This is a genomic window from Mycobacterium kyorinense, from assembly GCF_001672775.1.
Taxonomy (GTDB): Bacteria; Actinomycetota; Actinomycetes; order Mycobacteriales; family Mycobacteriaceae; genus Mycobacterium; species Mycobacterium kyorinense_A.
The window spans coordinates 1-12,935 of the sequence record NZ_LZKJ01000149.1 but is presented as its reverse complement, the minus strand read 5'-3'; the positions used below and the strand labels follow the sequence as shown (position 1 = coordinate 12,935).

The 12,935-nt window shown below is 65.8% G+C and carries 13 protein-coding genes and 1 pseudogene; 3 read left to right on the top strand and 11 right to left on the bottom strand.

The genetic code is table 11. The annotated features are described in order from the left end of the window. The coding region (locus tag A5707_RS16890; protein ID WP_065015612.1) for an ABC transporter ATP-binding protein/permease at window positions 1-1,622 on the top strand (1,622 nt) is incomplete at its 5' end. 130 nt (window positions 1,623-1,752) lie between these two features. On the opposite strand, the gene A5707_RS16885 is transcribed toward A5707_RS16890, so the two are convergent. From A5707_RS16885 to A5707_RS16875, 3 genes are all read right to left on the bottom strand, one after another. Continuing rightward, window positions 1,753-3,201 (bottom strand): FAD-binding protein, encoded by a 1,449-nt coding sequence (locus A5707_RS16885; protein WP_065015611.1) that lies wholly within the window; start codon window positions 3,199-3,201, stop codon window positions 1,753-1,755. 49 nt (window positions 3,202-3,250) lie between these two features. Next, a complete protein-coding gene (locus tag A5707_RS16880) occupies window positions 3,251-3,754 on the bottom strand; it encodes a VOC family protein (RefSeq protein WP_065015610.1) in 504 nt (167 codons plus the stop codon). 92 nt (window positions 3,755-3,846) lie between these two features. Continuing rightward, window positions 3,847-4,530, bottom strand: a complete 684-nt coding sequence (locus A5707_RS16875) for a TetR/AcrR family transcriptional regulator (RefSeq protein WP_065015609.1) — start codon at window positions 4,528-4,530, stop codon at window positions 3,847-3,849. Window positions 4,531-4,643: 113 nt separating this feature from the next. Between A5707_RS16875 and A5707_RS16870 the strand changes: the two genes are divergently transcribed. Continuing rightward, window positions 4,644-5,087: a nitroreductase family deazaflavin-dependent oxidoreductase gene (locus tag A5707_RS16870; protein ID WP_065015608.1), complete on the top strand. Its 444-nt coding sequence runs from the start codon at window positions 4,644-4,646 to the stop codon at window positions 5,085-5,087. Here the strand turns inward: A5707_RS16870 and A5707_RS16865 are convergent. The 3 genes from A5707_RS16865 to A5707_RS16855 all read right to left on the bottom strand — a co-directional run bounded on the left by A5707_RS16865 (window position 5,081) and on the right by A5707_RS16855 (window position 7,469). Continuing rightward, window positions 5,081-5,782: a hypothetical protein gene (locus A5707_RS16865; protein WP_065015607.1), complete on the bottom strand. Its 702-nt coding sequence runs from the start codon at window positions 5,780-5,782 to the stop codon at window positions 5,081-5,083. The genes A5707_RS16870 and A5707_RS16865 overlap by 7 nt on opposite strands. Window positions 5,783-5,902: 120 nt before the next feature. After that, the gene (locus A5707_RS16860; RefSeq protein WP_065015606.1) at window positions 5,903-6,505 is read right to left on the bottom strand and encodes a LysM peptidoglycan-binding domain-containing protein; all 603 of its coding nucleotides are present in this window, start codon (window positions 6,503-6,505) and stop codon (window positions 5,903-5,905) included. A 37-nt stretch (window positions 6,506-6,542) separates the two neighbouring features. Next, window positions 6,543-7,469, bottom strand: a complete 927-nt coding sequence (locus A5707_RS16855; RefSeq protein WP_065015605.1) for a sterol desaturase family protein — start codon at window positions 7,467-7,469, stop codon at window positions 6,543-6,545. A gap of 74 nt (window positions 7,470-7,543) precedes the next feature. Here A5707_RS16855 and A5707_RS23450 point away from each other — a divergent pair, with 74 nt between their 5' ends. Continuing rightward, window positions 7,544-8,464 (top strand): alpha/beta hydrolase fold domain-containing protein, encoded by a 921-nt coding sequence (locus A5707_RS23450; RefSeq protein WP_082969514.1) that lies wholly within the window; start codon window positions 7,544-7,546, stop codon window positions 8,462-8,464. A gap of 15 nt (window positions 8,465-8,479) precedes the next feature. On the opposite strand, the gene A5707_RS16840 is transcribed toward A5707_RS23450, so the two are convergent. The 5 genes and pseudogenes from A5707_RS16840 to A5707_RS16820 all read right to left on the bottom strand — a co-directional run. After that, a complete protein-coding gene (locus A5707_RS16840) occupies window positions 8,480-9,208 on the bottom strand; it encodes an MgtC/SapB family protein (RefSeq protein ID WP_065015604.1) in 729 nt (242 codons plus the stop codon). Window positions 9,209-9,285: 77 nt separating this feature from the next. Further along, the gene (locus tag A5707_RS16835) at window positions 9,286-10,620 is read right to left on the bottom strand and encodes a PPE family protein (protein ID WP_065015603.1); all 1,335 of its coding nucleotides are present in this window, start codon (window positions 10,618-10,620) and stop codon (window positions 9,286-9,288) included. Window positions 10,621-10,651: 31 nt separating this feature from the next. After that, a complete protein-coding gene (locus A5707_RS16830; RefSeq protein ID WP_065015602.1) occupies window positions 10,652-11,878 on the bottom strand; it encodes a PPE family protein in 1,227 nt (408 codons plus the stop codon). Window positions 11,879-12,442: 564 nt separating this feature from the next. Next, window positions 12,443-12,727: a WXG100 family type VII secretion target gene (locus A5707_RS16825; protein ID WP_065013049.1), complete on the bottom strand. Its 285-nt coding sequence runs from the start codon at window positions 12,725-12,727 to the stop codon at window positions 12,443-12,445. Between the two features lie 55 nt (window positions 12,728-12,782). Next, window positions 12,783-12,935: pseudogene (locus tag A5707_RS16820) on the bottom strand (WXG100 family type VII secretion target); the annotation flags it as partial.

Genomic DNA, 12,935 nt, shown 5'->3' with positions numbered 1-12,935 from the left:
AAACCGCCGTGCAAGGCATGGCTACCGGCGACGACGACGTGAAACAGTCTGGGATGCATGGCTTTTGGATGTCGATCCTGATCTTTAGCCTGATGGCGGTGCTGCATGTGATGCGGGTGATGCTCGACATCTATCTCACCCAGCGCTTCATCGTCGCGTGGCGGGTCTGGCTGACCGACCGGCTCACCGCCGACTGGCTGGAGGGACGGTCCTACTATCGCGGGCGCTTCATCGACGCTACGATCGACAACCCCGACCAGCGCATCCAGCAGGACATCGACGTCTTCACCACCGGCGTCGGCGCAACTCCCAACGTGCCGTCCAACGGCACCGCCAGCATCCTGTTGTTCGGCGCGGTCCAGTCGTTACTGTCGGTGATTTCCTTCACCGCCATCTTGTGGAACCTGTCGGGCACGCTGACCGTCTTCGGGGTGAGTATGCCCAGGGCGATGTTCTGGATCGTCATCCTCTACGTGTTGATCGTGACGGTCATTGCGTTCTGGATCGGCCGGCCACTGATCTGGCTCAGTTTCCGCAACGAGCTCACCAACGCGGCCTTCCGCTACGCGCTGGTGCGGGTGCGCGACGCCGCCGAGGCCGTCGGTTTCTACCGGGGCGAGCGGGCCGAACGCGGGCTACTCAACCAGCGGTTCCGGCCGATCATCGACAACTACCTGCGGTTCGTGAACCGGACCATCGGTTTCTCCGGCTGGAACCTGTCGGTGAGCCAGGCGATCGTCCCGCTGCCGTGGGTGCTGCAAGCCCCGCGCTTGTTCAGTGGCCAAATCAAATTCGGCGACGTCACCCAGACCGCGACGGCGTTCGGCAGCATTCACGACGGGCTGTCCTTCTTCCGCAACGCCTATGACCAGTTCGCCAGCTACCGGGCGGCCATCATCCGGTTGCACGGCCTGGTCGACGCCGACGAGAAGGCGCGAGAGTTGCCCGAGATTCTCACCACGCCGAGTGCCGATGATGCCGTCGACATCGAGGGCGTCGAGGTGCGAACGCCGGACGGCAGCCAGCTCATCGATTCCCTCGACGTGCACCTGTCGGCGGGTGACGCGTTGGTGATCACCGGGCCGTCGGGGAGCGGGAAGACGACTCTGCTGCGCAGTCTTGCCGAGTTGTGGCCCTATGCATCCGGGACGTTGCGAAGGCCGGATGGCGCCAACGAGACGATGTTTTTATCCCAGCTGCCGTATGTGCCGCTGGGCGATTTGCGGGCGGTGGTGTCCTACCCCGCCTCGACTAGCGAGATCCCGGACGACCAGCTGCGCGACGTGTTGGTCAAAGTGGTGCTGCCACACCTGGTTGATCGCCTCGACGAGGAGCAGGACTGGGCCAAAGTGCTCTCACCTGGCGAGCAGCAGCGAGTTGCGTTCGCCCGCGTTCTGTTGACCAAGCCCAAGGCGGTGTTTCTCGACGAGGCCACCTCGGCGATGGACGAGGGTCTCGAGTTGGCGATGTATCAGTTGTTGCGCGAAGAATTGCCGGACACGATCGTGGTCAGCGTCAGTCACCGCAGCACGGTTGAGCCGCATCACGATCAGCGCCTGCAGCTGCTCGGCGAAGGCCAGTGGCGGCTGGGTCCGGTCGACGAAGAGCCGGCGCGCGTGTAGCACGGTCTCGCCGCGAGCGTGCCGTCCTGTTGCCGCGAGCGTCTTGCCGCGAGCCTCTCGCCGCGAGCGTGCGCAAAAACGGGTTTGAACTCGGCGTGTCGACCGGGGACACGCACGCTCGCGCAAAAAATTAGCCCGCCGCGTGTGCTCCGGCGCGGCGGCCGAAGAACGATCCTTCGCCCAACTGCGTGCCGCTGGCATAGCCTTTGCCGTCCTGGGCGATATTGGATGCGCAGGCCCCCGCCGCATACAAGCCGGCGATGACCGTGCCGTCCTCACGCAGCACCTGGCCGTCGGTTGAAGTAGCCAGCCCGCCGATGGTGAATCCGGCGTACATGGCTTTGCCCAGAGACAAATCGAAGGCGCCCCACGGCCCATTGTCTTGCGGGGCAAGGAATTCCGGCTGCTTGTGAAAGTCGGGATCCTCGCCGCGAGCGGCGAACTCGTTGTAGCGATCCAGAGTCGCGACCAGGTTACCGGACGGAATGCCCAGCGCTGCTTCCATTTCCGAGACGGTCTCCCAGCCGTCGATCAACGGGACCAGAGGCACCTGGGGATGCCGCAGATGCGCCTCGTCGACGATCAAGAACGCAGCGCTGTCGGGTTGGTCCATGACGAAACCCGATGTGCGCGAATGGTAGGAGTCTTCGGCGACGAACCGCTTCCCGAGCTTGTTGACGATGATCCCGGTGAGCAGGATCGACGGCGGATACGCCGGGGCGGTGATGAAAATCTGGTCCATGTGCTGGGTGGCGCCGCCGGCCGAGACCCCCAACCGGATACCCAGTCCGTCGTCGTAGGTATTGCCCAGCACGAACGGCTTTTCGGCCAACTTGGGCGTGTAGGTGGCCACCATTTCGGGATTCATCACGAAGCCACCGGCGGCCAGGATCACCGACTTGGCCCGGACGGCACCGGTTTCGGCGAACTGCTTCCACAGCACTCCAGACACCGCGCCGGAGCCGTCGACCACCAACGCCGTAGCGCCGGTTTCGTAACGGATTTGCACACCGAGGTTTTCGGCCCGCTTGAGCAGCAGGTCGATCACCAACTTGGCCCCTTCAGTGTCGCCGGGCACCGGCACCTTGTGTCCACGCGGCGCGGGTACGGCCTGATCCTTGAACGGCCACACTTTTTCGTTGCCCGTGTACATCAAGCCTTCGGTGTTGGGCTGAATCACCGCTTTTTCCGGGTAATAGCTGCGCTCGAACTGAAAACCCAGGTCCTCCAGCCAGTTGAAGTGTTCGACGCTGCCATCGCAGTAGCAGCGGATCTTGGCGTGGTCGGGCTGACGCGACACCGCGACCAGATACTTGTACATCTCCTCAGGCGAATCGGGGTGCCCGGTTGCTTGCTGAACCGCGGTCCCGCCGCCGAGATAGAAGTGTCCGCCGGCCATGGCCGTGGTGCCGCCCGCCGCCGCGGCGCGCTCCAGCACCAGTACCCGGGCGCCGGCCGCCGCTGCGCTGACCGCCGCACAGCCGCCGGCGATGCCGAAGCCGACCACCACGACGTCGACGTCATCGGACCAGGAAGTGACGTCGTGCGCGTTGACCGTTGCTGGTGTCTCGGTGCTCATTGGCGCCACTCCTCTTCATCGCTCCGCTCTGCATCGTCGTCGGCGCGGCTCATCGCAGCTGCTCCCGTTTGATGTAGTCGAAAAACTGCCGGCTCTCGTCGCTGATGTGCGCGATCTCGACGAACGGCACACCGGATTGCGGTGCGGACACATACGCGAACCGCATACCACCCGGCATCGTGCCCTGCTGCACGACGGACGCGCCGTTGGCGTCGGCTTCGGCAATCATCGTGGTAAAGCTTTCAGTGCTGTCGGCCTCGACGCAGATGTGGTGCAAGCCCGGCCCGCACTCCCGCAAAAAGTCACTATAGATATTCTGCCCGCGGACCGGCGCGATCAACTCCAACTGCATGTCGCCGAGGTAGCTCAGCGAGATGCTGGCGACGAAGTCGGCGGGCTCGCCGTGGTAGCTGCAGGTGTCCGGGGCGAAATGCACCTCAGGCATCCGGAACCATTTTTTGACGCCTAATAGGCCGGTGAGAGCTGTTTCAGTGGCATCCAGCTCGCGGGTCACCCAAGCGATCTGGACCGGCGATTGCACGGAAAGGCTCATCGCCTCGCAGAATAGCCCAGCGTCGCCGTCGGCAAGAAAGATGTTGCCACCGCCCCACCGGCAAGGATGGGCCACCACCGGGTGAACGCGTTCTAATTCTGCCTCAGCAGACCGGCCAGCAGCCGGACCTGAGTGTCGAATACCGCTTCGGGGTCGGTGAGCGTGTCGGAGCCGTATTGTCCGAACACTTCGAGGCTGATCGCGCCCACCAGACCGGCCCAGATTGCGAAGCACTTGGCGACGACGGGATCGTCGCCGGGAAAACCGAACTCGTGCCGCAGACGCGCAAAATCAGCCGATACTGGTTGCGGCGCAGCATTATTCGTCAGCACGATGTCGCCGGTCGTAATCCCTGCGGCGACCGCGTCGAACAACGCGCCGACCACTCGGGTGCCTGGACCGACCGTTCGCTCGGCTGGGGCGTGATAGCCGGGCACCGGACTGCCGTACAGCAGCGCCCAGCTGGCAGGGTGGGCGATCGCCCACCGGCGAGCGGCATGGGCGATCGCCAGCACATCGTCGCTCCACACCTCGGGGTCAGCATCGCGGGCGCGGTCGACGGCATCGGCCAACGTGGAATACGCGTCGACGAGCAGCCGCGTCAGTAGCTCGTCGCGGCTGGACACATATCGGTACACCGCCGAGGACACCATGCCCAGGTCGCGCGCGATGGCGCGCAGCGACAGCCCGGCCGCGCCGTAATCCACCAGGTGTCGACGACCCAGTTCGAGGATTCGCGCCTCGATACGTTCGCGCGCCTCGCGCCGTTTGCCCATTCGGGCAAGTCTGACACATCAGAGATCACCGCTCTTGATTTCTGTGGCCCGGTGCGGCACGATCGACATTGAAGAGAGCACCGCTCTCGGGTCAGACAGCAGGAGGAGAAGTCATGTCGGTGCGCTACGACGAACCGAATCGGGCGGCCCGCGCCGCCAACGGGATCATTCGCGGACTGGCTGACCTGGGCATCAGCATCGCCGGTACCCGCGCGCTTCGAGTTCGGGGACGCAAGAGCGGCAAACCCCGCAGCGTGGTGGTCAATGTGCTGACGGTCGATGCCGTCGACTACCTGGTGTCGCCGCGCGGCAACACCCAGTGGGTCCGTAACGTGCGGGCCGCCGGCGCGGTCGACGTCGGGCCGCGCTGGCACCGCCGGCATGCCCGGGCAACCGAGCTGGCCGACGCCGACAAGCCCGAGCTATTGCGGCGCTACCTGGACCGGTGGTACTGGGAGGTCAAGGGGCATATGGCCGGGCTCACGCCGGAATCCGACGAACAGCAGTTGCGCGCGGCGGCGCCGTCGATCCCGGTGTTCGCCCTGGCGAGTCACTGACTGGCGAGCTTGGCCAGCGCTGCTGCCGCCGGGTGTCCCTTCACGTCCTCGAGGACCTGCTGCGAGGTAGCCCGCCAGGACACCGCGGTGGGAAAGTCGCCCCAGGTGCTGTTGAAGATCCCCGCGATCCGCGCCGGGCCGCCCGCGTTGTTCACGTACACCGGGCCGCCGGAGTCGCCCTTCTGGCTGACCACGCCGTGCGCCATGGTGAACCATCCATTGTTGACGCTCTCAACCGTCCCGCAGCTCTCGCCGGTGACGACGCCGAAATGGCACACCGCGTCGCCGGGCTTGATGGCCAATCCCGGATCTGATTCCAGGGGGCGCCCACTCGGCAGCACATTGTTCGCCATCACATCGGGGGCCAGCACAATCGACTCGTAGTCGGTGATGGGCTGGTCGGTGGCAACCGTCGCGCCGTTGGGCGTGTTGTCCCGAAATGTCGCCAGGCTGCCGATCACCCGGTTGTCCTTGTCCGTCACCGGCCCGTCGCCGCGGCAATGCCCGGCGGTAAAGGCAACCCGCAGCGCCGGGTCGACGTAGCCCAGCGTGCAGAGCTGGCCGCCCTGATGAATTTCCATCCCCGGGAAAACCGGCACCGGATCGGCGTGGGCCACCGTCGAGGGCAGCCCGGCCGCCAGTGCTGTGGCAGCGACGGCCGCGGTGAACACGCGGATGGCTTGGCGGCGCACCATAGACTCCGATCCGTCAGGGCCCGCCGAATGCTGGCCGCTGGTGGGGTTATCGGCGTAGTGCTGTCAAACGTTAGCGCAGTCGTACCGCCTCTGATGGCCGTATCGTCAACCAGCCTGATATCAGGGAATCGTCACCACCTGGCCGGGTTGGATCAGGTCGGGGTTGGAGATGCCGCTGGCGTCGGCGATCACCTGGTATTTGCTGCCGTCGCCGTAGAAGCGCTCCGCAATGCCCCACAGGGTGTCTCCGGCTACGACGGTGTAGGTCTGCGGCTCGGGCTGTGGCGCCGGCGGCGTCGGCTCGGGTTCCGGCGCGGGGACCGGTTCCTCGGGAACAGTCGTCACCTCGGGCGCGGGCGGCTCGTCTGACGGCAACGGCGTCGGCTGCTCGGCGGTCTCGGTTTTCGTCGACCACGCCGGCCCGTCGGCGGCATAGAGCACCAGATTGCGGTCGTCCTGCAGCACCAGCCGGACGTTCTTCTTGCCCTTGGTGTCGGTGTGCCACACCGGTTTGTCGGCGGTGTAGAGGACAAAGTTGCCGTCGCGTTGCACCTCGGCGCGCACGGTGTCCTGGCCGTTGGTTCCCGTCGACCACAGGGCCTCGCCGCGGGATGCCAGCACCAAGTTGCCGTCGTGTTGCAGCGTCAGCGTGTAAGCCCCGTTCCGGGAGGTAAGCGACTCCCCTTTAACCAGCTTCTGGCCCTCGGTCAGCGTGTCTCCCACGGTATTTCCTTTCTCGCCTTGCTAGGCCGGCTTTCGGTCAGGTGAGTGCCGGCGACTCGACATCGCTTCGGGGCGCGCTGCGCGGAGCCCAGCCCGGCGGCCCGAACACATAGCCCAGCCGGTCGCGGAGCCGTGTGGCGGAGCGCAGATCGCGCCCTATTGCCAGATATTCGTGGGTCTGCAATGCCCAGATGTTGTAGGTGTCGACTTGTTTGGTGAGGCCGTAATGCGGACGGAACGTCTCCTGCTGGAACGTGCCGAACAGCCGGTCCCAGACGATCAGGATCCCGCCGTAGTTCTTGTCGAGGTATTCGGGGTCCATGCCGTGGTGCACTCGGTGATGCGACGGTGTGTTGAACAGGAATTCGATGGGCCGCCACATTCTGTGGATCCGCTCGGTGTGCACCCAGAACTGGTAGATCAGGCTGACCGAGAAACTGACGAACACCATCCACGGTGGAATCCCCAACAGCGGCAACGGGATCCACATCAGAATCTCGCCGCTGTTATTCCACTTCTGGCGCAGAGCGGTGGCAAAATTGAAATATTGGCTGGAGTGGTGGGCCTGATGGGTGGCCCAGATCAGCCGGACCCGGTGGGCCACGCGGTGATAGCAGTAATACAACAGGTCGACGCCGAGGATCGCGATGACCCACGTGTGCCACCGGGTCGCGGGCAGGTGCCACGGTGCCACGTAGGCATAGATCGCCGCATAGCCGAGCAGAGCCACGAACTTCCAGCCGGCGGTGGTGGCGACCGAGACGAGCCCCATCGAGATGCTGGCCCACGAATCGCGGCCCAGGTAGGCGCCCGATGCCGGCCGAGCGGGCTGCTCGATGTCTTCGAGCTTGCGCGCCGCCGTCCATTCCAGCACCAACAACAGCAGGAAAAACGGGATGGCGAACAACACCGGGTCGCGCATTTGCGCCGGCAGCACTGCCAGGAAATCCGCGATCGCATTCACAGCAGACACCTTATGCCTTGTCGCCGGTATCAGGCGGCTGGTCTAACCTGCGCGCACCGTTCAGACTGTCGCTGATGAAGGCGATCGACCGTACGACGCTCACGCCCGGCCTCGCTCAGCGGTTGCTGCGCTCCACCGGCGTCCGCAACCGGCTGTTCCCCGCGGCGAAACTCGACCAGTGGGCCGCCCACCCGAGGCCGCCGTATGCCGGTCAGCCCTCCAAGCGGGTCCTGAAGCGAATCCAGGTCGAACGGGTGGACCTCGCCGGCCGCCCGGTATACGAGGTCAGCCCGCGACTCGTCGACCAAGACGCGCTCAGCGGTCACCTGCTGTACCTGCACGGGGGCGCCTACGTGCTCGACCTGCTTCCCCATTTCCACTGGCCGGCCATCGCCAAGCTGGCAAACACCTTGCGACGCACGGTGACCGTGCCGATCTATCCGATCGCTCCCGAACACACCTACCGCGAGGTGTTTCCCTTTCTGCTGCAGACCTACCGACGCCTGCTCGATAGCCGTGAGCCGAATTCCATTGCCTTCATGGGTGATTCGGCAGGCGGCGGGATGGCGTTCGCGTTGTGTCACGCGGTACGCGATGCCGGGCTGGCGCAGCCGAGCGATGCGGTGCTGCTGTCGCCCTGGATGCACGTTGCGCTGCCCGACCCCGGCGTGACCGCCGTCGCCAAGATCGATCCGTTGCTCAATCTGGACGATCTGCGCGCCGCCGGAATCCGTTATGCGGGCGGTGATCCGCTGGACACCCCATTAGTCAGCCCGAGTGTCGGGCCGCTGACCGGCCTCCCGCGGCTGACGGTGTTCACCGGCACCCACGATGTGCTTAACCCCGACGCCCGCGCCTTCCACGAGCGCGCGACGGCGCACGGACTCGACATCGGTTGGTACGAGCGACCGGGCGCGATGCACGTGTGGATGCTGCTGCCCGGTCGGCACGTGGGTGAGACGCTCAACCAAATTCAACGGGTGTTGAGCCATTGAGCCCCTGAGCGCCGGCTACTCGGGCTGGGGTGCGGGCGGCATCGGGCTCGCCTGATCGCCGGCATACCAGTGCACCGCGTGTACACCCGGCTGCAGTGACAGTTCGGCGACGAGCTGCTCGAGCCGGGCTGGCGCGTGGCCGTCGCTGAGCAGGTATGCGGTCAACGCGACGTTGTCGTCGGCTGCCCTCCCGGTATGGATGCCGCGCAGGACGAAGTCGTTCCCGCTGGTCCGCTGCACGATCTGGGCACGGGCGTATTTCTCGGACTTGGGCCGACAGATCAGCTGCAGTTGATACGGCTGCTGGTCTTCGTCCTCTTCGACGATGTTGTCGTGGTCGATCAGGTGCCCCAGTGGGCGTCCCAAGAGGTGGGTGGCGACGACGGTTCCGGTAGCGATCAGCGCGAACACAAGGTGCCCGGCCGCGGCCAGCACCCCGACCGCGGCCGAACACCACAGGGTCGCAGCGGTGTTGAGTCCGCGGACGTTGAATCCCTCGCGCAGGATGACCCCTCCACCGAGGAATCCCACACCGGAGACCACATAGGAGGCGACCCTGGTAGAGCTGGTGTCGTTGGCGGCGACGGCGTAGAGCACGAACAAGGTGGCGCCGGCGGCCACCAGGGCGTTGGTGCGCAGGCCAGCCATCCGTGCCCGCCACTGGCGCTCCAGCCCGATCATCGCTCCGCAGCCCAGGCCTACGGCCAACCGCAGCGCGAAGTCGGCGGTGCTCAGCGTCTGCATCACGCTCCCCTGTCGTGCAACGTGTCGTTCTCAGTGTGGACGACATCGACGCCGACCGCGCGCCGGGGCGATGACGACTACAGCGACGGTGGTTTGGCGGGTTTGCCCTTGCCGGACACGTGCACCGCGTGAACGCCGGGTTTTTTCGACAATTGCGCGAGCAAGCTTTCGAGCTGAGCTTGGTCAGTGTGCCAGTGCTGCACCGACTCCGGCTTCTGCGACATCTCGGCGAGAACACGCTTGAGCTTGTCCGGTGTTTGAGCGTCGTTGCCGGCGGTCGGCCGGCCGACTTTGGCCGCGGGTCCGCTCAGAACCCTGGCGGGCGCAGCGCTCCCGAGCGCGCTTCCGGCCATCCCGGCCAGCGCCAGCGAACCGAACAAACCCGCCGGGCCCTCTGCGATCACCGCGGGCGCGCCACCCAGACCGCTGCCCTGGAGGACGCTGGCAGCCAGCCGGATGGTCGGGGTGGCCGCGGCCCAGCTGGGCGGCACGGTCAGTGCGCCGACCATCCCGGCGTTGCCCATCCCCGCCGAGACTGCCGACGCCGCCGACGCGGCCGAGCCGGCGACACCCGCAACGTGCGTCGCAGTACCCAATCCCGCTGCCAGCGCTCCGGTTCCGGCGCTGGCGGAGGCCGAGGTGATCGCCCGCACCGCGGCAGCAAGCCCGAATATCACCGTGATCAACACGTCGTTAGCCGGCAGGATCAGTTTGGGAATCGCTTCGATATAGGCGCTGATTTGCGACAGCGTGGGCGGATCAGCCAACGGAGCCTGCATGGCTTGCAGCGCTTGGGGTGTTGTGGACATCAGCTGCGACAGCGTGGTGTGTGTGCTGGCGCCGGCTGATTGAGCGGTCCCGGCCAGCTGGGTCAGCGCGCCGCCGGACTTGGCGACCTCCGGCGCCGCGGCGAACGGAGTCACTTTCGAGGCGGCCGCCGACTGACCGGCGTAGCTGTACATCGCCGCCGCGTCTTGGGCCCACATTTCGCCGTACTGGGCCTCGGTGGCCGCAATCGCCACGGTGTTCTGCCCGAAAATGTTTGACGCGACCAGCGACGCGAGTTGGCTACGGTTGGCCGCGATCACGGGCGGCGGCACCATTGCGGCGAACGCGGTCTCGTAGGCGACCGCGGCCATCCGCGCCTGGATGGCCGTCTGCTCGGCTTGGGCTGCCGTGGTGTTCATCCACGCGGCGTAGGGCGCTGCCGCGGTCATCATCGCGGCCGAAGACGGGCCTTGCCAGGATTCTGCCGTCAGCCCCGAGATCGTGGCGCTGTAAGCAGCCGCCGACGAGCGCAGCTCCGCGGCCAGCCCATCCCAGGCCGCCGCGGCGGTGACCATCGATCCCGAACCCGGGCCGGCATAGATGCGAGCGGAATTGATCTCCGGTGGGAATGCTCCGAAATCCATTGCTAGTCCCCTTGCGTCGTGACGAGCATCGTCATTCGTCCGCCGGTATCACGATGATGGTGGCCGTCGTGGCCGCATCGGCTCCGCCCATGGACGCTGCCGCGGTGCCCCCGACCGAGCGGGCCACGCTGCCGCCGGTACCGGCGATGGCACGACCGGCCAGGCTCGACAAGGCCATCTGACTGAACAGACCTTCAGAGCCTTCCGCCATGACGGCCGGTGCCGCTCCGAGGCCGCTGCCCGGCAGCACGAACGCAGCGGGTCTGATCGCCGGCGCGGCGGTGGCCCAGCTTTGCGGCACCGACAGCTTCCCGACCAGGCCGGCGTTGCCCATCCCGGCCGATACCGCCGACCCGACACCCGTGGTCCCGAACGCGTGTGCCCCCGAACCGAGCTCGCTGGCCAGCAACGAGCCGGTACTGACCGGTGACCCGAGCGCGGTCGCCAGATTCTGCCCAACCATGGGCAGCAGGACGTTCTGGAACGCCAACAGGTAGGGCACGCCGGCGACCGGGAAGTAGGAGATCGGCGACGTCGGACCGGTGATGAAGTTCAAGAACGACGTGAGCGGTGACGCCGCAGGATCTGCGGCAGGGGCCAGCGGTGAGGCGAAGCTCTGCAGTGTTTTGGGCACCGCCGACACCAGCTGCGACAAGCTCGTCTGGGTGTTTGCGCCCGCCGACCGGCCGACCGCCTGGGCTACCGTCGCAGCCTGCATGGCCGTGCCGTCTGCGCGGGTGGTTTCTGGCGGTGGGGTGAACGGTGTCAATTCGCTGGCGCTCGCCGAAGCAGCGGCATAGCCGTACATCATGGCCGCGTCCTGCGCCCACATTTCGGAATAGTGGAATTCGGTGGCTGCAATCGCCGCGGTGTTCTGGCCCAGCAGGTTGGTGGCGATCAGCGACATCAGCAGGCTGCGGTTGGCGGCAATGACCGGCGGCGGAACGGTGGCCGCGAACGCGGTCTCATATGCCGCCGCAGCAGCCCTGGCCTGACTGGCGGTCTGTTCGGCCTGCGCGGCACTGGCAGTCATCCACGCCACATACGGCGCGGCGGCCGCCGCCATCGCCAGCGATGTCGGGCCCTGCCACGCTCCGCCCGTGAGTCCTTCGATCACCGATTGATAGGAGGAGGCCGTCGTACCCAATTCGGTGGCCAGCCCGTCCCAGGCGGCCGCGGCGGCGATCATCGGCCCCGCTCCGGGACCGAGGTACATGCGCCCGGAGATGATCTCCGGTGGTAACGCTCCGAAGTACATGTCTACTACCTTTCGGCCTTGGCTGGCGCAATCCTGGCCGGTGGTTGCGGTGTCTCTAGTGAAACGTTGGCGGTCCTGTCGTTTACAGTGTGTGCCGAGTTGAGTGCTGCGGCTGGCTTTTCGTACGCCAAGGCCGTCGCTCTGCGTTATCGCCGATGATCAGCGATCATTGTTCGGTTGAGGTTGCGGCAAAGTGACCGAACAATAAACCTATTGGCGGGAGCCGGGGGTGTGACGACGGCGCGCCGAAACCGTTGTGTAAATGTCTGCAAGATCCGCCCCGACGGCTATGAGCCCCTGGTCCGCCACTGCCGGTGCATCCGCCGTTGGAGATACCCGTCGACATAACGATTTCGGCCGAGTAAGCCGAGTTCGCAAGTACGCCAGGGTATTTCGGCTACAAAGTTCAGCGTCGACTGCGGGGGAGGCTGATAGCCGTCGGAGCGCGATCCGAATTCATCGGCAGGGCACGCCATCTGCCGCACACCGCATGGTGCGGCAGTGGACAGTTCCGTCGCGGGTACTTCGGATACGACGCGACAATCGGGGCGTGCCATGAGCCGGTTAGGCCCAGCTGGAGCCGACGGCGGAGTCGGTGCTGGCCATGTTGTTGCCGGCGGTTTGCACCTTTTGGCCGTGGGCGTTGGCCTGCTCGTAAATCACTTGGAAGTTGCGGCCCAACTGGGTGATGAACTCCTGGCAGGCCACCGAGCCCGCGCCGCCCCAAAAGTCACCGGCAGCAAGCACATCGCGGATGATCGCTTGGTGTTCGGCTTCCAGGGAGGCGGCCTGGGCGCGGATCAGCGCGCCGTGGGCATCCACATCGCCGAACTGGTAGTTAATGGTCATCGACGTCTCCTAACGTGAGGAAAAGCGTACGCAGCCGTCACTGGCATGTGGCTGTTTAGCTGCTGAGTATCTGCTGTGAGCTCTGTTCTTGGGTTTCGTAGTTGCTGGCGTCGCGGATCAGCCCGTCGCGCACGCCGTGGAGCATGTTGACGATGTTGCGAAACGCGGTGTTCATCTGGCCCATGGTGTCGTAGGAGGTGGCCTGGGC